This window comes from Phytohabitans sp. LJ34, from assembly GCF_052068095.1.
In the GTDB taxonomy this organism is placed as follows: domain Bacteria; phylum Actinomycetota; class Actinomycetes; order Mycobacteriales; family Micromonosporaceae; genus Phytohabitans.
In genome coordinates this window covers 96,767-116,173 of sequence record NZ_JBQHDG010000025.1, presented here as the reverse complement: position 1 = coordinate 116,173, position 19,407 = coordinate 96,767, and the positions used below count along the sequence as shown (strand labels likewise).

The 19,407-nt window shown below is 73.2% G+C and carries 22 protein-coding genes and 2 riboswitches; of the genes, 10 read left to right on the top strand and 12 right to left on the bottom strand.

Features of this window, described 5'->3' with window-relative positions:
- Positions 1 to 22 precede the first annotated feature (22 nt).
- The 3 genes from ACTMTJ_RS36475 to ACTMTJ_RS36465 are packed head-to-tail and all read right to left on the bottom strand — an operon-like array spanning position 23 to position 1,229.
- On the bottom strand, positions 23 to 421 hold the full coding sequence (locus ACTMTJ_RS36475; RefSeq protein ID WP_441223249.1) for a DUF3224 domain-containing protein: 399 nt from the start codon (positions 419 to 421) through the stop codon (positions 23 to 25).
- A 35-nt stretch (positions 422 to 456) separates the two neighbouring features.
- A complete protein-coding gene (locus ACTMTJ_RS36470) occupies positions 457 to 801 on the bottom strand; it encodes an MmcQ/YjbR family DNA-binding protein (protein ID WP_441223248.1) in 345 nt (114 codons plus the stop codon).
- 5 nt (positions 802 to 806) lie between these two features.
- The gene (locus ACTMTJ_RS36465; protein ID WP_441223247.1) at positions 807 to 1,229 is read right to left on the bottom strand and encodes a hypothetical protein; all 423 of its coding nucleotides are present in this window, start codon (positions 1,227 to 1,229) and stop codon (positions 807 to 809) included.
- A 60-nt stretch (positions 1,230 to 1,289) separates the two neighbouring features.
- On the opposite strand from ACTMTJ_RS36465, the gene ACTMTJ_RS36460 reads away from it, so the two are divergent.
- Positions 1,290 to 1,637, top strand: a complete 348-nt coding sequence (locus ACTMTJ_RS36460; RefSeq protein WP_441223246.1) for an MmcQ/YjbR family DNA-binding protein — start codon at positions 1,290 to 1,292, stop codon at positions 1,635 to 1,637.
- Here ACTMTJ_RS36460 and ACTMTJ_RS36455 read toward each other — a convergent pair.
- The 4 genes from ACTMTJ_RS36455 to ACTMTJ_RS36440 are packed head-to-tail and all read right to left on the bottom strand — an operon-like array spanning position 1,626 to position 3,285.
- Positions 1,626 to 2,027 carry a VOC family protein gene (locus tag ACTMTJ_RS36455; RefSeq protein ID WP_441223245.1) on the bottom strand — a complete coding sequence of 134 codons (402 nt, stop codon included), beginning with the start codon at positions 2,025 to 2,027 and terminating at the stop codon, positions 1,626 to 1,628. The two genes, ACTMTJ_RS36460 and ACTMTJ_RS36455, sit on opposite strands and share 12 nt — an antisense overlap.
- A gap of 4 nt (positions 2,028 to 2,031) precedes the next feature.
- Positions 2,032 to 2,388, bottom strand: a complete 357-nt coding sequence (locus ACTMTJ_RS36450; protein ID WP_441223244.1) for a hypothetical protein — start codon at positions 2,386 to 2,388, stop codon at positions 2,032 to 2,034.
- On the bottom strand, positions 2,385 to 3,110 hold the full coding sequence (locus ACTMTJ_RS36445) for a CbtA family protein (RefSeq protein WP_441223243.1): 726 nt from the start codon (positions 3,108 to 3,110) through the stop codon (positions 2,385 to 2,387). The genes ACTMTJ_RS36450 and ACTMTJ_RS36445 overlap by 4 nt, the downstream gene beginning before the upstream one ends.
- 4 nt (positions 3,111 to 3,114) lie before the next feature.
- Positions 3,115 to 3,285, bottom strand: a complete 171-nt coding sequence (locus ACTMTJ_RS36440; protein ID WP_441223242.1) for a CbtB domain-containing protein — start codon at positions 3,283 to 3,285, stop codon at positions 3,115 to 3,117.
- A 34-nt stretch (positions 3,286 to 3,319) separates the two neighbouring features.
- Positions 3,320 to 3,492, bottom strand: a riboswitch (cobalamin riboswitch).
- A gap of 51 nt (positions 3,493 to 3,543) precedes the next feature.
- On the opposite strand from ACTMTJ_RS36440, the gene ACTMTJ_RS36435 reads away from it, so the two are divergent.
- Genes ACTMTJ_RS36435 through ACTMTJ_RS36425 form a run of 3 tightly spaced genes read left to right on the top strand, consistent with a single transcriptional unit; the run spans position 3,544 to position 7,311 of the window.
- Positions 3,544 to 5,364 carry a magnesium chelatase subunit D family protein gene (locus ACTMTJ_RS36435; protein ID WP_441223241.1) on the top strand — a complete coding sequence of 607 codons (1,821 nt, stop codon included), beginning with the start codon at positions 3,544 to 3,546 and terminating at the stop codon, positions 5,362 to 5,364.
- Entirely contained in the window at positions 5,364 to 5,966 is a 603-nt protein-coding gene (gene cobO / locus ACTMTJ_RS36430; RefSeq protein WP_441223240.1) for a cob(I)yrinic acid a,c-diamide adenosyltransferase, read from the top strand. Before ACTMTJ_RS36435 ends, cobO begins: the two co-directional genes overlap by 1 nt.
- Before the next feature lie 10 nt (positions 5,967 to 5,976).
- Positions 5,977 to 7,311, top strand: coding sequence for a cobyrinate a,c-diamide synthase (locus tag ACTMTJ_RS36425; RefSeq protein WP_441223239.1), 1,335 nt, complete (start codon positions 5,977 to 5,979; stop codon positions 7,309 to 7,311).
- Positions 7,312 to 7,940: 629 nt separating this feature from the next.
- Here the strand turns inward: ACTMTJ_RS36425 and ACTMTJ_RS36420 are convergent.
- Complete coding sequence (locus ACTMTJ_RS36420) at positions 7,941 to 8,765, bottom strand: NAD(P)H-binding protein (protein WP_441223238.1); 825 nt, start codon at positions 8,763 to 8,765, stop codon at positions 7,941 to 7,943.
- Between the two features lie 43 nt (positions 8,766 to 8,808).
- Here ACTMTJ_RS36420 and ACTMTJ_RS36415 point away from each other — a divergent pair, with 43 nt between their 5' ends.
- The gene (locus ACTMTJ_RS36415; protein WP_441223237.1) at positions 8,809 to 9,267 is read left to right on the top strand and encodes a phosphoribosyltransferase; all 459 of its coding nucleotides are present in this window, start codon (positions 8,809 to 8,811) and stop codon (positions 9,265 to 9,267) included.
- 78 nt (positions 9,268 to 9,345) lie between these two features.
- The gene (locus ACTMTJ_RS36410; protein WP_441223236.1) at positions 9,346 to 9,516 is read left to right on the top strand and encodes a hypothetical protein; all 171 of its coding nucleotides are present in this window, start codon (positions 9,346 to 9,348) and stop codon (positions 9,514 to 9,516) included.
- Here the strand turns inward: ACTMTJ_RS36410 and ACTMTJ_RS36405 are convergent.
- Positions 9,513 to 13,031: a cobaltochelatase subunit CobN gene (locus ACTMTJ_RS36405; RefSeq protein ID WP_441223235.1), complete on the bottom strand. Its 3,519-nt coding sequence runs from the start codon at positions 13,029 to 13,031 to the stop codon at positions 9,513 to 9,515. The genes ACTMTJ_RS36410 and ACTMTJ_RS36405 overlap by 4 nt on opposite strands.
- A 46-nt stretch (positions 13,032 to 13,077) precedes the next feature.
- A riboswitch (cobalamin riboswitch) is annotated at positions 13,078 to 13,161 on the bottom strand.
- Positions 13,162 to 13,215: 54 nt separating this feature from the next.
- Between ACTMTJ_RS36405 and cobG the strand changes: the two genes are divergently transcribed.
- Genes cobG through ACTMTJ_RS36390 form a run of 3 tightly spaced genes read left to right on the top strand, consistent with a single transcriptional unit; the run spans position 13,216 to position 16,444 of the window.
- Positions 13,216 to 14,337: a precorrin-3B synthase gene (gene cobG, locus ACTMTJ_RS36400; RefSeq protein WP_441223234.1), complete on the top strand. Its 1,122-nt coding sequence runs from the start codon at positions 13,216 to 13,218 to the stop codon at positions 14,335 to 14,337.
- Entirely contained in the window at positions 14,334 to 14,954 is a 621-nt protein-coding gene (locus ACTMTJ_RS36395) for a precorrin-8X methylmutase (protein WP_441223233.1), read from the top strand. Before cobG ends, ACTMTJ_RS36395 begins: the two co-directional genes overlap by 4 nt.
- Positions 14,954 to 16,444, top strand: a complete 1,491-nt coding sequence (locus ACTMTJ_RS36390) for a precorrin-2 C(20)-methyltransferase (RefSeq protein ID WP_441223232.1) — start codon at positions 14,954 to 14,956, stop codon at positions 16,442 to 16,444. The genes ACTMTJ_RS36395 and ACTMTJ_RS36390 overlap by 1 nt, the downstream gene beginning before the upstream one ends.
- Here the strand turns inward: ACTMTJ_RS36390 and ACTMTJ_RS36385 are convergent.
- Positions 16,422 to 17,156, bottom strand: coding sequence for a cobalt-precorrin-6A reductase (locus tag ACTMTJ_RS36385; protein WP_441223231.1), 735 nt, complete (start codon positions 17,154 to 17,156; stop codon positions 16,422 to 16,424). The two genes, ACTMTJ_RS36390 and ACTMTJ_RS36385, sit on opposite strands and share 23 nt — an antisense overlap.
- Before the next feature lie 25 nt (positions 17,157 to 17,181).
- On the opposite strand from ACTMTJ_RS36385, the gene ACTMTJ_RS36380 reads away from it, so the two are divergent.
- Positions 17,182 to 18,249 (top strand): cobalt-precorrin-5B (C(1))-methyltransferase, encoded by a 1,068-nt coding sequence (locus ACTMTJ_RS36380; protein WP_441223230.1) that lies wholly within the window; start codon positions 17,182 to 17,184, stop codon positions 18,247 to 18,249.
- Between the two features lie 51 nt (positions 18,250 to 18,300).
- Here ACTMTJ_RS36380 and ACTMTJ_RS36375 read toward each other — a convergent pair whose 3' ends face one another.
- Positions 18,301 to 18,666 carry a VOC family protein gene (locus ACTMTJ_RS36375; RefSeq protein ID WP_441223229.1) on the bottom strand — a complete coding sequence of 122 codons (366 nt, stop codon included), beginning with the start codon at positions 18,664 to 18,666 and terminating at the stop codon, positions 18,301 to 18,303.
- Positions 18,667 to 18,707: 41 nt separating this feature from the next.
- The gene (locus tag ACTMTJ_RS36370; protein WP_441223228.1) at positions 18,708 to 19,304 is read right to left on the bottom strand and encodes a G5 domain-containing protein; all 597 of its coding nucleotides are present in this window, start codon (positions 19,302 to 19,304) and stop codon (positions 18,708 to 18,710) included.
- Positions 19,305 to 19,407 lie beyond the last annotated feature (103 nt).

Genomic DNA, 19,407 nt, shown 5'->3' with positions numbered 1-19,407 from the left:
TGACGCGGACCCGGGCGATGAGTTAGATCGTGTACTCCAGGGTGTAGGTGTGGCCGCCGTCGGCGTCGACGGTGATCTGGCCGGTGCCGCGGATCGTGCGCAGCTCGCCGGTGCCGGAGTCGGGCACGATGGCCCAGTGGAGTGCCTGGCCCGCGTCGGCGTCGGCGGTGGCGCTGTGGTGCAGCACGAACGTGCCGGGCCGGCCGCCGACGGTGCCGCTGAAGCGCTCGAAGCCCACGTATGCCGCGGAGGTCTCGACCCGCGTCGTGCAGATGAGGATGCGGGTGGCGCTGGTGCCGGTGAGGTCACCGGTGAAGGTCTTCGTCACCTTCGCCTGCGCCAGCGTCGCGCCCTCCGCCTCGTCGAAGGTCTCCTGGTCCCAGCCGTCGATGGCGAACGTGCCCTTGGCGTACTCGGTCATGAGCACAGCTTGCCGCACGAGGCTGACAACCCGTGTCAGGTAGGGCGCTCGCGCTTGGGGAGCTTGGCGACGACCGCGTCGTAGGAGGCGTCCACCGCCTCGCGGACCTCGTCGTCGGGGATTTTGCCGGCGACGCGGAGGGTGTTCCAGCCGGAGCGTCCTATGTAGGGCATCACCGACGCGTCTTCGGGGTAGCGGGCCAGCCACTCGTCGGCGGCCTCGCGGTTGGGGCCGCATTTCAGGCCGACGCCGGGGCCCTCGGAGCCGAGGAACGCGAAGATCTTGCTACCGACCTTCACCACGACGTCGCCCTCCCAGGGCTCGTCCTGCCACGCGCCGGGCTTTGCCAGGCAGTATGCCAGCAGCTCATCCCACGTCATGACCATCAGGCTATGAGAAGACCGACCCCGAGTGTGAGCGTCCCGGCGGCAAGGGCGGCCGCGCCGAGCCAGAGTACCCAGAAGAAGCGGTTGGGCTGGGCCAGGCCGCGGCCGGCGGACGACGCGAAGAAGCCGCCGGACATGAGGATCGCGGCCGCGGGCACGCCGAGCCGCGCCACCCAGTCGGCCACGCCGGTGAGGGTGGTGGCGTCGGCCAGCAGCTGGCAGACCAGGCCGAGCGTGACCAGCACGCCGGCGTGGGCGTGGCCGGCCCGCGCGAACGCCTTCTGGAAGTCGGTCATCGGCACCTGGCCGCGCACGATCTTCGTCATGAACCAGCCGCCGAACTCGATCGTCACGATGGTCAGCAGCATCACGCCGGCGACGTACCGGCTCTCGTCGCTCAGCACCATGGTCGTTTCCCGCAATCTAGTCAGTGTCTAGTTACGGGCCGACCATAGCACGCACGCCGGGGGTACGGTAGGCCGATGGTGACCGCGGACCACATCCGCCGGGTGGCGCTCTCCCTCCCGCGCGCCTACGAGGCCCTCGTGCGCGACCGGGTCAAGTTTCGGGTCGGCCAGATCGTGTTCGTGGCGCTCTCCCGCGACGAGACGACGATGGGCTTCGGCTATCCGAAGGACGGGCGGGCCGCGCTAATCGCCGCCGAGCCCGACAAGTTCTTCATGCCGAGCAAGTCGGACGAGCGCTACAACTGGGTGCAGGTGTGGCTGGCGAAGATCGACGAGGAAGAGATGCGCGAGCTCGTCGTCGACGCGTGGCGGATGTGCGTGCCCAAGAAGGTCATCGCGGAGTACGAGGCGTCACTCGGCTGACAGCTCCTGGAAGATCGTCAGCTGAAGGTGGGCCGGGCCCTCGACGCGGGCGTTGAGCGAGTCCCACGGCGTGCGGCGCGGCTCGGCCACGACCTCCAGGCCCGCCTCGGCCGCTCGTGCGGTCGCTGCCGCCGAGTCGTCCACCTCGAACGCCACCCGGATGTGCCCGGCCACCCGGCGGCCCACCTCGACCTCGTCGATGTACTCCGCGTAGGAGGGCTCGATCAGCTCGAACGTGGCGCGCCCGGCCTCCAGGATCGTCACCCGGCCGGTGCCGTCGGGCCGGTAGTAGGTCGCCTGCTCGGTCAGGCCCAGCACGTCGCGGTAGAAGCGGAGCGCGGTCTCGTAGTCGTCGGCGGTCACGGCGAGGCGCAGCTGTCGAACTGTCATGGCCTCAGTGTGCCTTCCACCGGGGCGCGGGGAAGGCGTGTGCCTGAAGTGTCGCCGGGATCGGGGCCACGCCGGGACCGCCCGCCGTCACCCAGGCGGCTATGCGCGCCTCGACGTCGCCGTCGAGGACGCTGCCCAGCCACACCGGGCGGGCGCCACCGCGCCGGGCGTCGGGTGTCGGCTGCACGACGACCACATTGGACTCGCCGCAGACGTTGAGGCATCCGCTCACCCGCACCCGGTGCTGGTGGCCGGCCGCGGTGCGGAGGCGACCCACCTGGCCTTCGTGGTCGACGCCGGGGTGCTTGCGGGCGGTGCCGCAGCAGCAGCCGCGGCACACCGTGACCGTGACGGTGCTCACACCACCGTGGCCGTGGCGACCCGGCGCGGTGTCAGCAGCAGGCCGAAGCCCAGCCCGAGCACTGTCCACAGTGTCGCCAGCTCGGCCAGTGACGCCAGCCGGAAGTCCCACAGCAGCGCGGCCGGGATGTCCGCGGGCACGCTGTCGGGGGTGGCCGGCCAGGTCGTCAGCAGCGCGGTGTATCCGACGAACACGACCCCGGCGGCGATCGCCGCGCGGTATGCCGGCGGCCACGGGCGGGCGGCCAGCCGGTCGTGCACGAGGAACGTCAGCCAGGTCACCGCGATCGCGGCGGCGATGAGTGTCAGGTACTGCACGGTGCGCTCGGTCACGGTGTCCGGATCGCCGACGCCGGGCGGGCTGGCGGGGTATTTGAGCGCGGGCAGCAGCGCCACGGTCGCGAACCCGAGCGACGCGAGGACCACCGCGCGGCCGAAGTCGGTGGCACCCGGGAGCCGGTGGCGTACGCGCGCGAAGACCACACCCACGACGAGCGCGAGGCAGACGGCGACGGCGACGGCCGCGACCATGCCGCCGAAAACCTGTGTCGGGCGGCCGAAAATCGGCTCGTCGTCCGAAGTGGAGCGTGCTTCTTCGACGAGGAGCGCCTTGTCGATCTGCGGCTCGACGACGAGTAGTGCGACGATGGCGGCGGCCAGCCCGGCGAAGACGCCAGCCAGCGCCGCCCGGCGCAGCACCGCGCCGAGCGTGAGCGGAGTCATCGCGCTAGTGGCAGGGAACGCCGAGCGCGTGCCGCCCGTCGTGGGTGAACTCGTGGATCTGCTCCGCGAAGGCCGTGCCATTGAGCTGGAGCAGCACAAAGACCGCGACCAGCGCCGCGGCGGCGAGCAGCCAGGCGACGGCGGGCACACGGATTTGTTTGACGGACGCTTCCACAGCGCGGTCCTCTCTCGTCCATGCCTCGTGGCGATACGGTCGAACTGCCACGGCCGGTCTCCTGGCTCCCGGATCGACACGCTCCCTCGACCTTCCCAGACCGTCGCCGGCCCAGTGGTGCAGCGGGGGAGCACTCCCCGGTCACAGTGGCGAGGACCACGCCGGAATCTCACCGGCTTCCCGAGCACCGTGGCGTTAGGAGCCTAGCGCCGGACTGGTGTTTGACGCCAGCCCTCCGGCTGGGTCAGCATGGCCCGCATGCCCGCGCCCTATCCGTTCTCCGCCGTCGTCGGCCTCGCCGATCTGCGGCTCGCGCTCCTGCTCACAGCCGTCAACCCGGCGATCGGCGGCGTACTCGTGCGGGGTGAGAAGGGCACGGCGAAATCGACGGTCGTGCGTGCGCTCGCCGCCCTGCTGCCCGAGCTCGACGCCGTCGGCGGGTGCCGCTTCGCCTGTGACCCGGCGGCTCCCGACCCGGAGTGTCCCGACGGCCCGCACACCCGCGGTGCGGCGGTGATCCATCGACGATCGTCCCTTGTGGAGCTTCCGGTGGGCGCGACCGAGGACCGGGTGGTGGGCACGCTCGACATCCAGCGGGCGCTGGCCGAGGGCGTAAAGGCTTACGAGCCGGGGCTTCTGGCCACCGCCCACCGTGGACTGCTCTATGTGGACGAGGTCAACCTGCTCCCCGACCACCTCGTCGACCTGCTGCTCGACGCGGCCGCGATGGGCCGGGCGCACGTGGAGCGGGACGGGGTGTCGGTCAAACACGCGGCGCGCTTCCTGCTCGTCGGCACGATGAACCCGGAGGAGGGTGAGCCTCGGCCGCAGCTCGTCGACCGCTTCGGGCTGGTCGTGTCCGTGTCGTCGCCGGACGAGCCCGCGCCTCGGGCCGAGGTGGTGCGGCGCCGCCTCGCCTACGACGCCGACCCGGACGGATTCGCGGCCCGGTGGGCAGCCGAGGACGCATTGCTGGCGCGCCAGATCACGGGTGCGCGGGAGCGTCTGTCCACCGTGGAGCTTCCGGACGGGGAGCTGGACCGGATCGCGCGCATCTGCCTGGCGTACGGGGTGGACGGGCTGCGCGCCGACATCGTCGTGGCGCGGGCGGCGCTCACGCTGGCGGCGTGGCACGGGCGAGGCGTGGTAACGGTCGAGGACGTGAAGGACGCGGCCCGGCTGGCGTTGCCGCACCGGCGCCGGCGCGACCCGCTCGACCCGCCCGGCACGGACGAGGAGCGGCTGGAGGAGACACTGTCCAATGAGGATCCCGATCCGGAGCCACCGGATGGCGGGGGTGTGCCACCGGGTCCTTCCGAGGACGGTGAGACCCAGCCGCCGGCCGCACCGGGACAGCCTTACCGGCCACGCGTCCTCACCCTGCCGAAGACGGGGGAGCGGGCCCACGCCGGGCGCCGGTCGCTCGCGTACGCCCGGCGGGGTCGGGTGGTCGGCGCCCGCCTGCCACAGGGAGCCGGCGCGCCACACCTGCCCGCCACGCTCCGGGCCGCAGCCGCGCGGGGGAGCCGCACGGTCGCACCGGCCGACCTGCGCGAGGCGGTGCACGTCGGGCGGGAGGCAAACCTCGTGCTGTTCGTCGTCGACGCCTCCGGCTCGATGGCGGCCCGGCAGCGGATGACCACCGTGAAGGCGGCGGTGCTGTCACTGCTGCGCGACGCGTACCAGCGGCGTGACCGGGTGGGCATGATCACATTCCGCGGCGCCGGCGCCGACGAGGTGCTCCCGCCGACGTCCAGCCACGAGGTGGGCGTGCAGCGGCTGGCCCGCCTGGGCACCGGTGGCCGCACCCCGCTCGCGGCCGGGCTGGAGGCGGCGGCCCGCACGCTCCGGGCCGAGCGCCGCCGCGATCCCCGCCGCCGTCCGCTGCTCGTGCTCGTCACCGACGGTCGCAACACGGCGGGCGCCGACCCACTCACCGTGGTGCCGTCGCTGGCCGGCACGGCCGCGGTCGTGGTCGACTGCGAGGCCGGCCCGGTGCGGCTGGGGCTGGCCCGCCGGCTGGCCACCGCGCTCGACGCGTCGTGCGTGCCGCTCGCCGCGCTGGGGAGGGCGGCCTGATGCCACAGGGAAAGCCGGAGGCCGTCCCGGACGACGGGCTCACCACCCGCGAGCGGCGGCGCCAGCCTGTGCTCGCCGTCCACACCGGACAGGGCAAGGGCAAGTCGACGGCGGCCTTCGGGATGGCGCTGCGCGCGTGGAACGCCGGGTGGCCCATCGTGGTGTACCAGTTCGTGAAGAGTCCGAAGTGGAAGGTGGGCGAGGAGGCGGCCCTCCGCGCGCTCGGCGAGACCGGCAAGGGCGGCGCGGTCACCTGGCACAAGATGGGCGAGGGCTGGTCGTGGATCCAGCGCCCCGGCACCGAACGCGACCACGCCGCCGAGGCCGCCGAGGGCTGGGCGCAGATCAAACGCGACCTGGCCGCGGAAGCCTACCGGTTCTACGTGCTCGACGAGTTCACGTATCCGATGAAGTGGGGCTGGGTCGACGTCGCGGACGTCGTCGCGACGCTGCGCGAGCGGCCCGGCTCCCAACACGTCGTCGTCACCGGGCGGGACGCACACACCGAGCTGCTCGCGGCCGCCGATCTGGTCACCGACATGACGAAGGTCAAGCATCCGATGGACGCGGGGCGCAAGGGGCAGCAGGGGTTGGAATGGTGACAGGCTCGGCGTGGTAACCGATATTCCTAGGCTGGTCATCGCCGCGCCCGCGTCGGGGCACGGCAAGACGACGGTCGCGACGGGTCTGCTGGCCGCGTTCGCCGCGCGGGGCACGCGGGTCGCCGGCTTCAAGGTGGGGCCGGACTACATCGACCCGGGCTACCACGCGCTCGCCGCCGGCCGCCCCGGCCGCAACCTCGACCCGGTGCTGGTGGGGGAGGAGCTGATCGGCCCGCTCTTCGCGCACGGGAGCGCGGGCGCCGACCTGGCCGTGGTCGAGGGCGTGATGGGCCTCTACGACGGCCGCGTGGGCGCCGGCGACTTCGGTTCCACCGCCCACGTGGCCGCGCTGCTCGCCGCGCCGGTCGTGCTCGTGGTCGACGCGTCCGCGCAGGGCCGGTCGGTGGCGGCGCTGGTGCACGGGTTCCGGTCGTTCGGCAGCGTGCGGCTGGCCGGTGTCATCCTCAACCGGGTCGGCTCCGACCGCCACGAGGCGCTGCTGCGGGACGCGTGCGAGGAGGTGGGCGCGCCCGTACTCGGTGTGCTGCGCCGCCACTCAGCCGTGGCAACGCCGTCGCGGCACCTCGGCCTGGTGCCGGTGGTCGAGCGTTCGGCGGAGGCGGCGGAGTCGGTGGCCGCGCTCGCCGCACTGGTGGCGGGCGGCGTCGACCTGGACGCGGTGCTGGCGGTGGCCCGGACCGCGCCGCCGCTCGCCACTACGCCCTGGGCGCCGGCCTTTTCGGCCGAGCGTGGTCCGGTCGTCGCCGTCGCCGGCGGCCCGGCCTTCAGCTTCGGCTACCCGGAGACGGCCGAGCTCCTGCGGGCGGCCGGTGCGACCGTGTCCACAGTGGACCCGCTCCGCGACGAGGCACTGCCCGCGGGGACGCGGGCGCTTGTCGTGGGTGGCGGCTTTCCCGAGGTGTACGCCGACCGGCTCGCCGCCAACGCCCCACTCCGCGCCGCGGTGGCCGCCCTCGCGGCGAGCGGCGCCCCCATCGCGGCCGAATGCGCCGGCCTGCTCTGGCTGTGCCGCACGCTCGACGGCGCCGAGATGTGCGGCGTGCTCGACGCCGACGCCACGATGACCGACCGCCTGACGCTCGGCTACCGCGACGCGGTCGCCCTGACCGACAGCTCAGTCGCGCCGGCCGGCACCCGGGTCACCGGGCACGAGTTTCACCGCACGGCGGTAACGCCCCGCGCCGGCGCCGCGCCCGCCTGGGCCTGGCGCGGTGCCGAGCCGGAGGGCTTCGTGGCGGGCGGCGTGCACGCCTCCTACCTCCACCTGCACTGGGCCGGCCACCCCGAGATCGCCATCCGCCTCGTCGCGGCCGCCTCCGCCTAGAGCGTCCTTAGTCCCTCTCCTCTGGAGCCTTTTCGGAGTCGAGGTGGCGGGGCGCTGAGTTCCTTTTAGGACAGAGATTTGAGCTACCGCGATGTCCGTCGTGGTCCAGACCGCTGCTCCCGCGGCCTCACCGTCCGCCGCTGGCCGCGCTCACCCCGTTGGGCCGCCGCGACGGTCGCTGTTTGTCCACAATGCCTATCCCCGGATCGGCGCTCTGGGAAAGCAACAGGGGTTTCGTCGCCGCGGGTAACCGCCGCGGCGGTATGAGCGGCGCGAGATTCCAGATCTAGGAGAGTTGGGGCGCTATTTCAACCCTAAGTCTCCTAGATCTCGAAGTCTCGCCCCTTGGCTGGTGACGCTGCGTCAGGATGGCGGAGGTAGGCCCGGCGAAGACCGCCGGGAGCGGTGGCGCGAGCTCCGTCACCCCGCCTCCCTTTCCCCCCGGCCGGTCGCGCGCAGGGGTGATCGCGACCAGCGGCGGACGGGTGAGGCCGCGGGAGCAACGGTCTGGACCACGACGGACGTCGCGGTAGCTCAAATCTCTGTCTAAATAAGGGAGACGCACCACGGGCGGCGACCACGGCGGACGGCAGGATGCCGGCCTCGCCCTGGACGTCGCGGTAGCTCGATCAATGAGCCGTGTCCCAGGCGCCGCGGGCCGCTGCCTCCTCGGCGTAGGCGCGGAAGGCCTTCGGCGGATGTCCCGCGATCCGGTGGACCGCGTCGGTGGGTGGCTGGTCGCCCAGCTCGCGTAGGGCGGTGAAGGCGGCCAGCGCCTGCCGGGCCTGCTCCTCGGGCTCGCCGAGCTGCGCCTGCTGCGCCAGGTAGTCGTCGTCGGTGCCGCCGAAGCGGACCGGGCGCCCGGACGTCTCGCTGATGATCCGCACAGCCTCGGCGAACGGCAGTGAGTCGGGGCCGGTCAGCTCGTAGCTCTGCCCGGCGTGGCCGTCGGTGGTGAGCACCGCGGCGGCGACCGCGGCGATGTCGTCGGCGTCGACGAAGGCGAAGCCTGTCTCGCCGACCGGCAGCGCGAACCCGCCGGCCATCACCGCGGGCTGGAGGAAGCCCTCGTCGAAGTTTTGGTCGAACCAGTCTGGCCGCAGGATGGTCCAGTCGACGCCGGACTCGCGCACCGTGCGCTCGGCGGCCATCAGCCGCTCGTCGCCCATCGCCTCGATGCCGCGGCTGGAGAGCAGCGTGATGTGTCGCACGCCGTGCTCGACCGCGCGGCGCACGAACAGCGGGTCGATCGGCACCTCGTGTGGCGCCATCAGGTAGATCCGTGTGACGCCGGTCACCGCCGCATCCCAGGTGGTGGGGTCGGACCAGTCGAACCTTGCCTCGCCGTGCCGGGAAGCCGCCCGCACCGCCACGCCGGCGGCGCGGAGCCGCCGGGTCAGGCGGCGGCCGGTGGTGCCGGTGGCGCCGAGCACGAGAATCAGTTCGTCACTCATGACCGCAGCCAAACAGGCAGGTACGACATTTAGGGTGGGCGGCATGACGGAGGAGCGCGAGGTGCTCGACTGGGCCACGTTCGGCACCGCCAGCCGCGAGCTGGCCCGCCGGGTGTCGGACGACGGATACCGCCCCGACCTGATCCTGGGCATCGCCCGTGGCGGCCTCTTCGTCGCCGGCGCGCTGGGCTACGCGCTCGAGGTCAAAAACCTGCACACGATGAACGTGGAGTTCTACACCGGCGTCGACGAGCGCCTGGAGATGCCGGTGATGCTGCCGCCGGTGCCGCAGGTGGTCGACCTGGCCGGCGCCCGCGTGCTGATCGCCGACGACGTCGCCGACACGGGCGCCACGCTCAAGCTCGTGCACGACTTCTGCGGCGACCACGTGGCCGAGGTGCGCTGTGCTGTGCTCTACGAGAAGCCGCACACGAGCGTGCGTTGCGAGTACGTCTGGAAGCACACCGACCGCTGGATCAACTTTCCGTGGTCTGCCGACTGACGCGAATTGGTGTCCTTGTACCAACTGAACCCTCGTTGGCAGTATTGCCAAAGCCCGTTCAGCGAGGGGGACAACTCCGTGAACGATCCTGCCAACGAACTTTCTGACGTCGCCATCTCGGTGGGTGCGGTCGCGGTGGCGCGGCGTGCCCACGAGCTTGGTCTCACCCTGACCCACGAGCAGTGCGACGAGCTGGCCCGCGCGGCGCTCGAAGCCGGCATCCAGTACCTGGACCTGGAGGAGGGCTAGCGGCCCTCCAGGTCGCCCTCGGTGCTGAGGTAGGCCTCGCGGAGGCCCTCCAGCACGGTGGGGTCCGGATACTCCCACATCTTGCGGTCGGCCGCCTCCAGCAGGCGTTCGGCGATGGCGTGTAGGGCCCACGGGTTGGCGCGCTCCAGGAAGGCGCGGTTTTCCGGGTCGAGCACGTATGCCTCGCCGAGCTTGTCGTACATCCAGTCGGCGACTACGCCGGCCGTCGCGTCGTAGCCGAACAGGTAGTCCACAGTGGCGGCCAGCTCGAAGGCGCCCTTGTATCCGTGGCGGCGCATCGCCTCCAGCCACCGCGGGTTGACTACGCGGGCCCGAAACACGCGCGCGGTCTCCTCGTGCAGGCTGCGGGTGCGCACCGCCTCGGGCTGCGTGCTGTCGCCGATGTACGCGGCGGGCGCGCTGCCGGTGAGCGCGCGCACCGTGGCGATCATGCCGCCGTGGTACTGGAAGTAGTCGTCGGAGTCGGCGATGTCGTGCTCGCGGGTGTCCACGTTCTTCGCGGCGACCGCGATCCGGCGGTAGGCGGTTTCCATGTCGGCGCGAGCCGGCACGCCGTCGAGGTCGCGACCGTAGGCGAAGCCGCCCCACGCGGCGTACACCTCGGCGAGGTCGGCGTCGTCGCGCCAGTTTCGGCTGTCGATGAGGGGGAGCAGGCCGGCGCCGTACGCCCCGGGCTTGGAGCCGAACACCCGCGCGGTGGCCCGCCGCTCGTCGCCGTGGTCGGCGAGGTCCTGCTGGACGTGGGCGCGGACGAAGTTGACATCCGAAGGCTCGTCCAGGCCCGCGACCAACCGCACGGCGTCGTCGAGCATCACCACCACATGGGGGAACGCGTCGCGGAAGAAGCCGCTGATCCGCACCGTCACGTCGATGCGGGGCCGGCCGAGCTCGTCGAGGGGGATGGCCGCGATGCCGTTGACGCGGCGGGACGCCTCGTCCCACTGTGGACGGACGCCGAGCAGCGCGAGCACCTCGGCCACGTCGTCGCCGGCCGTGCGCATCGCGCTCGTGCCCCACACCGACAGCCCCACCGAGCGGGGCCATTCGCCGGTGTCCGCACGGTAGCGGTCCAGCAGCGAGTCGGCCATCGCCTGCCCGGTCTCCCACGCCAGGCGGCTCGGCACGGCCTTGGGGTCGACGGAGTAGAAGTTGCGGCCGGTGGGAAGCACGTTGACGAGCCCGCGCAGCGGCGAGCCGCTCGGCCCGGCGGGGATGTAGCGGCCGTCGAGCGCGCGGAGCACGTTGGTGAGCTCGTCGGTGGTGCGGGCGAGTCGCGGCACGATCTCGGTGGCGGCGAAGCGCAGCACTTCGGCGGCGGGCCCGTCGGGGACTTTCGTCACGTCCCACGCGGCGGCCTCCATCGCGGCCACCAGCTCGCGTGCCTCCGCCTCGACGCGGTCGACCTCCTTGAGCCCGTCGCCCATGCCCAACGCCTCGCGCAGCCCCGGCAGCGCGGCCACCTTGCCGCCCCACATCTGCCGTGCCCGCAGTATCGCGAGCACGAGGTTGACCCGGGCCTCGCCGACCGGCGGCACGCCGAGCACGTGCAGGCCGTCGCGGATCTGCGCGTCCTTCACCTCGCACAGCCAGCCGTCGACGTGCAGGATGAACTCGTCGAACTCGGCGTCGTGTGGCCGGTCTTCCAGGCCCAGGTCGTGGTCGAGCCGGGCGGCCTGGATGAGCGTCCAGATTTGGGCCCGGATCGCCGGCAGCTTTGCCGGGTCGAGCGCGGCGATGGTGGCGTGCTCGTCGAGCAGCTGCTCCAGGCGGGCGATGTCGCCGTACGTCTCGGCGCGCGCCATCGGCGGCACGAGATGGTCGACGAGCGTGGCGTGCGCGCGGCGCTTGGCCTGCGTACCCTCGCCCGGGTCGTTGACCAGGAAGGGATACACGAGCGGGAGGTCGCCCAGCGCGGCGTCCGGCCCGCACGACGCGGACATGCCGACCGTCTTGCCGGGCAGCCACTCGAGGTTGCCGTGCTTTCCGATGTGGACGATCGCGTGCGCGCCGAAGCCGCTGGCCACCCAGCGGTACGCGGCGAGGTAGTGATGGCTCGGCGGCAGGTCGGGGTCGTGGTAGATGGCGATCGGGTTGGCGCCGAAGCCGCGCGGCGGCTGCACCATCACGACCACGTTGCCGGCGCGAAGGGCCGCCAGCACGATGTCACCGTTGGCGTCGACGTAGAGCTCGCCGGGCGGCGGCCCCCAGTGCCGCTCGATCTCCGCGCGCAGCTCGGCGGGGAGCGTCGCGTAGTACGCGAGGTAGTCGGCGGCCGGGATGCGCACCGGGTTGCCCTCGATCTGGTCTTCGGTCAGCCAGTCGGGGTCCTGCCCGCCGGCGGCGATGAGCGCGTGCATCAGCGCGTCGCCGTCGTCCGGCAGGTCGCCGACCTCGTATCCGCGCTCGCGCAAGGCGTCCAGCAGCCGCACCGTGCTCGCCGGGGTGTCGAGGCCCACCGCGTTGCCGATCCGGGAGTGCTTGGTCGGGTATGCCGACAGCATCAGCGCCACCCGCTTTTCCGCCGCCGGCACGTGGCGGAGGCGGGCGTGCGCCACGGCGATCCCGGCGACCCGGGCGGCGCGCTCGGGATCGGCCACGTACACGGTCAGGCCGTCCGGGTCGATCTCCTTGAACGAGAACGGCACCGTGATGATGCGCCCGTCGAACTCGGGGATCGCCACCTGCGTCGCGGCGTCCAACGGGGACAGTCCGTCGTCGCCGGCGGCCCATGCCTCGCGGCCCCCGGTGAGGCAGAGCCCTTGCAGGATCGGCACGTCGAGCGCGGCAAGCGCGCCCACGTCCCAGGCCTCGTCGTCGCCGCCCGCGCTCACCTCCGCGGGGCGGGTGCCGCCGGCCGCGAGCACCGTGACCACCAGCGCGTCGGCCCGGCCGAGCGCGGCCAGCAAGTCGGGGTCGGGGGTGCGCAGCGACGCGCAGTAGACGGGCAGCGGCCGCCCGCCGGCGGCGGTGATCGCGTCGCGGAGCACCTCGACGAACGCCGTGTTGCCGGCCATGTGGTGCGCCCGGTAGTAGAGCACGGCGACCACCGGTCCGTCGCCGTCCGGCAGGTCGCCGGCGCCCCACACCGGTGCCGGCTCGGGCGGCGCGAAGCCGTGCCCGGTCAGCAGGACGGTGTCGGAGAGGAAATTGTGCAGGTGGGCGAGGTTGTCCGGCCCGCCGTGCGCGAGGTAGGCGTGCGCCTCCGCCGCGACCCCGCTCGGCACGGTCGAGAGCCGCATCAGCTCGGCGTCGGGAGCCTGCTCGCCGCCGAGCACCACGACCGGGCGGGGGCCGGCGAGCAGCGCGTCCAGCCCTTCCTCCCACGCGCGGCGGCCGCCCAGGAGGCGGACGACCACGAGGTCGGCGCCCTCCAGCAGGTCGGGGAGGTCGGCCGCCGCGGTGCGCGCCGGGTTTGCCAGCCGGAACGGCGCGCCGCTCGCCCGCGCGCTCAACAGGTCGGTGTCGGACGTCGACAGAAGCACGAACACGGCCACAGCCTCCCTCGGGATCCGCGTCCCGACTCAGGGGTCGCGGCGACGGGAGTGTCTGGCTCCTGAGCAGCGCCTTTTCGACACGTGCCCAGTGACAGTGGCGGGACCGCGCCGGACTCGCACCGGCTTCCTCCGCTTGTCGCCGCGGGTTGCGGAGACCAGCCTAGCTGCCCGTAGTATCCGGCGCGTGCCCGACCAGCCCTCACCCGCACCCGGCCGCTCCGGGCCGGACTCCTGCCCGGGTGCGATCCAGGTGCACCCGGCGCGCGACGGCGGGCTGGCCCGGGTCCGGGTGCCCGGCGGCGTCCTCACCGGCGACCAGTGGCAGGCGGTCGCGGAGGCGTCGGCGGATCTCGGGGCCGGCGGGCTGGAGCTGACCTCGCGGGGCAACATCCAGATCCGCGGCCTGGCGGCCGGCGCGGAGGTGCCGCTCGCCGAGCGACTGTCGGCGGCCGGTCTGCTGCCGTCGGTCACCCATGATCGGGTACGGAACATCGTCGCCTCGCCGCTCAGCGGGCGGGACGGTCGGGGCGTGCTCGACGTGCGCCCGCTCGTCGCCGACCTCGACGCCGCGCTGTGTGCCGACGCCGCGCTGGCGGATCTGCCCGGGCGCTTCCTCTTCGGGCTCGACGACGGGCGGGGCGACGTGGCCGGGCTCGGCGCCGACGTGGGCCTGCGCGGGTCGACCGTGCTGCTCGCCGGCCGTGACAGCGGGCTACGGGTGAGGCCCGGCGATGCCGTGGCGGCGCTGGTGGCGGCCGCGCACGCGTTTCTGGCCGAGCGGGACGGACACTGGCGACTGTCCGAACTGGACGATGGTGTGGCGCGGATCGCGGCGCGGCTCGGCGCGATCCCGCCCGGGCTGCCGGCCGCGCGACCCGTTTCGTGGGGCCCGATCGGCGCCACGCCGCAGGTGGACGGCCGGGTGGCGGTCGCGGCGGCGCCGCCGTTGGGTCGGCTTTCTCCCGCGCAGGCGCGGGTCCTCTGTGGAGCGCCGAGCGTCGTCGTCACGCCGTGGCGCGGTGTTGTGGTGCCGGACCTGCCCGACGAAGGCTTCCTCGCCACGCTCGGCGAGGCCGGCTTCGCCACCGACCCCGACTCGCCGTGGGTGGGGGTGACCGCCTGCGTCGGCTCACCGGGATGCGCCCGCGCGCACGCCGACGTACGGGCGGACGCCATCACCCACCACAGTGGACACCCGTCGCACGGGCTGCCGGTGCACTGGGTCGGCTGCGAGCGGGCCTGCGGGAGCCCTGCCGGCGAACACCTGCGGCTGGAAGCCACGCCGGAGGGATACGTGACGCTGTGAGCGAGTACATCAAGGACGGCGCCGAGATCTACCGGCGGTCGTTCGCGACGATCCGCGCCGAGGCGGACCTGTCGGGGCTGCCGGACGACGTGGCGCGGGTGGCCGTTCGCATGATCCACTCCTGCGGGATGGTCGACCTCGTCACGGACCTGGCGTGGTCGGCGGGCGCGATCGCGGCCGGTCGGGCGGCGCTTCGGGCGGGCGCGCCCATCCTCTGCGACGCCGCGATGGTGGCCGCCGGGGTGACCCGTCGCCGGCTGCCCGCGGGCAACGAGGTGGTCTGCACGCTCGGCGACCCGCGCGTGCCGGAGCTCGCCGCCCGGCTCGGCACCACCCGCAGCGCCGCCGCGCTGGAGCTGTGGCGCGACCGGCTCGGCGGCGCCCTCGTCGCGGTGGGCAACGCGCCGACCGCCCTCTTCCGCCTGCTGGAGCTGGTCGCCGAAGGCGCGGGCCGGCCGGCGGCGGTGCTCGGCATCCCGGTGGGCTTCATCGGCGCGGCCGAGTCCAAAATGGCGCTCGCCGCCACCGACCTGGAACACCTTGTGGTGCACGGCCGCCGCGGCGGCAGCGCGATGACGGCGGCGGCCATCAACGCCATCGCCAGCGAGGAGGAGTGATGGGCACGGGGCGGCTTTTCGGTGTGGGGCTCGGGCCCGGCGACCCGGAGCTGATGACCGTCAAGGCCGCCCGGCTCGTGCAGTCGGCGGACGTCGTGGCCTACCACAGCGCCCGGCACGGCCGCAGCATCGCGCGGGCGGTCGCCGAGCCGTACCTGCGCGCGGGCCAGATCGAGGAGGCGTTGGTCTACCCGGTGACGACGGAGACGACCGCCCACCGGGACGGCTACCGCGGGGCCCTCGACGAGTTCTACGCGGAGTGCGCCGCGCGCCTCGCCGCTCACCTCGACGCGGGCCGTGACGTGGTGGTGCTGTGCGAGGGAGACCCGTTCTTCTACGGGTCGTACATGCACATCCACAAGCGACTGTCGCCGCGGTACACCACGGAGGTGGTGCCCGGCGTCACGTCGGTCAGCGGGGCGTCGGCCGTGCTCGGCCGCCCGCTCGTGGAGCGTGACGAGGTGCTCACCGTGCTGCCCGGTACGCTGCCGCCGGACGAGCTGGCGCGCCGGCTCGAAGGCGAGGGTCCGGCGGCGATCCTCAAGCTGGGCCGGACGTTCGGCGCCGTGCGCGAGGCGCTGGCCGCGGCGGGTCGGCTCGACGAGGCGTGGTACGTCGAGCGGGCCACCACCGACCGCGAGCGAGTCGCGCCACTGTCCGATGTGGATCCGGCGACGGTGCCGTACTTCTCGCTCGCGATGCTGCCCAGCCGGGTCGCCGCCGTGCCACCGCCCACGGTGGCTCCGGCCCGGTCCGGCCGCGGGGAGCTTTCCGTCGTCGGGCTGGGCCCCGCCGGCCGGGAGTGGACGACACCGGAGGCGCAGGCGGTGCTGGCGGAGGCGGACGACCTCGTCGGCTACGGGCCGTACCTCGACCGGGTGCCGCCCAACCCGCGCCAGACCCGGCACCCCTCCGGCAACACCGAGGAGGGGGCGCGGGCGGCCTACGCGCTCGACCTCGCCGCAGCCGGCTCGCGCGTGGCGGTGGTCTCGTCGGGCGACCCGGGGGTGTTCGCGATGGCGAGCGCGGTGCTGGAGGTGGCGGCGCAGCCCCGGTACGCGGAGGTGCCGGTCCGCGTCGTGCCGGGGCTCACCGCCGCGCAGGCCGTGGCGAGCCGCGCCGGCGCGCCGCTCGGGCACGACTACTGCGTGCTGTCCCTTTCGGACCGGCTCAAGTCCTGGGACGTCATCGCCGATCGGCTCACCGCGGCCGCCCGCACCGACCTGGTCATCGCCATCTACAACCCGGCGTCGCGGACCCGCACCTGGCAGGTGGAGAAGGCCCGCGACCTGCTGCTCGAACACCGCGCGCCGGACACTCCCGTGGTCGTCGGGCGGGATGTGGGCGGACCGGCCGAGGACGTGCGGGTGGTGCGCCTCGCCGACCTCGACCCGTCCGGTGTGGACATGCGGTGCATGCTGATCGTCGGCTCGTCCACCACGCGGCGGGGGAGCGGCGGCGCGGTGTTCACCCCGCGCCGATACCCCTGAGCCAGCCTTCCGCGTCGTCTACTGTGGACACCGCCGGAACGCCGTCGGGCATCGGTGGACGGTCGACCATCACGACGGGGATTTCCCGCCGGCGAGCGGCGACGAGCTTGGCCGCCGTCATCGCGCCGCCACTGTCCTTCGTGACGAGCACGTCGATCGTGTGCTCCCGCATCAGCGCCGCCTCACCCTCCACCGTGTACGGTCCGCGGTCGAGCACCAGCCGATGGCGCTCCGGGAGCCGCGTCGACGGCGGGTCGACCGTGCGGATCAGGAAGAACAACCCCAGGTCGGCGAAGGCGTCCAGGCTCTGGCGCCCCGTGGTGAGCATGATGCGCTCACCCAGCGCCGGGAGCGCCCCGGCGGCCGCCTCGACGCTCGGCACGCGCCGCCAGTCGTCGCCCGGCCCCTCCGTCCAGCCGGGACGGTGTAGCGCCAGCAGCGGCACACCGGCCGCCCGCGCGGCGGCGACCGCCGAGGCGCTGATCCGGCTCGCGAACGGGTGCGTGGCGTCGACCACCGCCCCGACGCCCTCCGCCAGCAGCCACCCGGCAAGCCCTTCCGGCCCGCCGAAGCCACCGACCCGGACCTCGCCCTCGGGGAGGCGCGGGTCGCGCACCCGGCCGGCGAGCGACGTGACCACCCGCCAGCCGGCCGCGCGGGCCGCCAGCGCGCGGGCCTCGCCCGTGCCACCGAGGATGAGCAGGGTTCGCACGGGGCCAGTCTGGCATGCTGTGGCGGTGACTTTGCGCTACGGCTGGACCACCGGGGCGTGCGCGACGGCGGCCACCACGGCCGCGTACACGGCGCTGCTCACCGGGGCCTTCCCGGACCCGGTGGAGATCGTGCTCCCCAAGGGCCAGCGCCCATCCTTCGCGCTCGCGGTCGAGTCGCTCTCGGGCGGCAGCGCGACGGCGGGCGTCGTGAAGGACGCGGGCGACGACCCGGACGTCACGCACGGTGCGCTCATCCGCAGCACGGTGACGCCGGCCCCGGCGGGCAGCGGCGTGCTATTTCGGGCCGGGCGCGGCGTCGGCACGGTCACCAAGCCCGGCCTCCCGCTCGCGATGGGCGAGCCGGCCATCAACCCGGTGCCCCGCCGCATGATGCGCGAGGCGGTCGCGGAGGTCGCCGCCCGCCACGGCGGCACCGGCGACGCGCTGGTGGAGATCTCCGTCGACAACGGCGAGGAGCTGGCCAAGAAGACCTGGAACCCGCGCCTCGGCATCCTCGGCGGCCTCTCCATCCTGGGCACGACCGGGATCGTGGTGCCGTACTCCTGCTCGGCCTGGATCGACAGCATCCGGCGCGGCATCGACGTGGCCCGCGCGGCCGGCCGCCCGCACGTGGCCGGGTGCACGGGCAGCACGTCCGAGCGGGTGGCCGCCGAGCTGTACGGGCTGCCCGAGGACGCGCTGCTCGACATGGGCGACTTCGCCGGCGCGGTGCTCAAGTACCTGCGCCGCCACCCGGTGCCCCGCCTGACGATCGCCGGCGGCATCGGCAAACTGTCCAAACTGGCCGAGGGGCATCTCGACCTCCACTCTGGACGTTCCCAGGTGGACCCGGCGGCGATGGCCGAGACGGTGCGCGCGGCGGGCGGCGACCCCGAGCTCGTCGCCCGCGTCGCCGCCGCCAACACCGCGCTCGAGGCGCTCGGCCACTGCCAGGCCGCCGGGCTGCCACTGGGCGACCTGATCGCGGAGAAGGCCCGGCGGACCGCCGTCGAGGTGCTCCGCGAGGCGCCCGTCACCGTCGACGTCGTGGTGATCGACCGCGCCGGTACGGTCGTCGGCCGCGCTTCCTAGCTGTCGGTCGTGCTTCTCGGCCGCGGAGGCGGCGTCGTCGGCCGGGCTTCTTCAGCCGCGCGGGCAGAGGCAGAAGGGGTGGCCGGCCGGGTCGATGAAGACACGCCACCGCTCGCCGCCCGGCTGGAAGTCGGGCTTGGTGGCGCCGGCGGCCAGGCACAGCTCCTCGGCCTTGTCGAGGTCGTCGACGCGGAGGTCGAAGTGGAACTGCTTGGTGCCGCCCGGGTTGGGCCACGCCGGCGCCTGGTAGTCGTCGACCAGCCCGAAACCGACCGACGTGGTCCCGTCGCTGATCATCGCGTACTCGGCCTGGCTGTGGGTCACCTCCCAGCCCAGCACCTGGCGGTAGAACTCGGCGAGCGCGGCCGGGTCGGGGCTGTCAACGTTGACCATGATGAGGCTGGCGATTCCTGTCATGCCTGCCATCCTGCCGGTGATGGCTGACACCTCCTGTCAGGTTATTCGCACGCGGTCCCGTCGTTGTCCCGGTCGAGATCGTAGATGTCGTCGCCGATCACCTCGATCGGTCCGCTGACGTAGGCCGGGCCGTTGCCGCTGCCGCCCGCGCAGTCGACGTCGCTGGCGATCGGCACGCAGCCGCTGTAGTTGGGGTCGCACTGCCGCGTCGGCGCGTTCTTCTTCGTGCCGACGGCGGTCACCTCGGTGACCGGCTGCTTGGTGACGACCTGCCGGAGCAGCTTGCGCGCCGTCTCCTGTCCACCGGTGTACGTCACCTCGTAGGTCAGCGTCTTGACGCCGGTGACGCCCTTGGTCCGTACCTTGCGGGTGCCCTCGGTGAGGGACGAGTCCTTGACGGTCGTGCGCTTGAACGGGATCTTCTCCGTTACCGTCACCGTCTTGACCTCGACGGCCGGCGTGGGCGGTGGCGTCGGTTCCGCGCTGGGCGTCGGTTCCGCGCTGGGTGTCTCCTCCACGGGGATGGCGGACGACTCGGCGACCTGTGTTCGCTCCGGCTCGGAAGGCGCGCACGCTATCGACGCACCGGCGACACAGGCGACGGCGGCGACCCGGAGCAGGACCTTTCGTACCCTCATGTTTAGACCCTCCGTAGATGTCAGGGCACGTACGGTAATGCGCATACGCGTTGATCACCGTCGGTCATTGATCCTGTTCGCGGGCGCGGATGGCGGCGCTTAC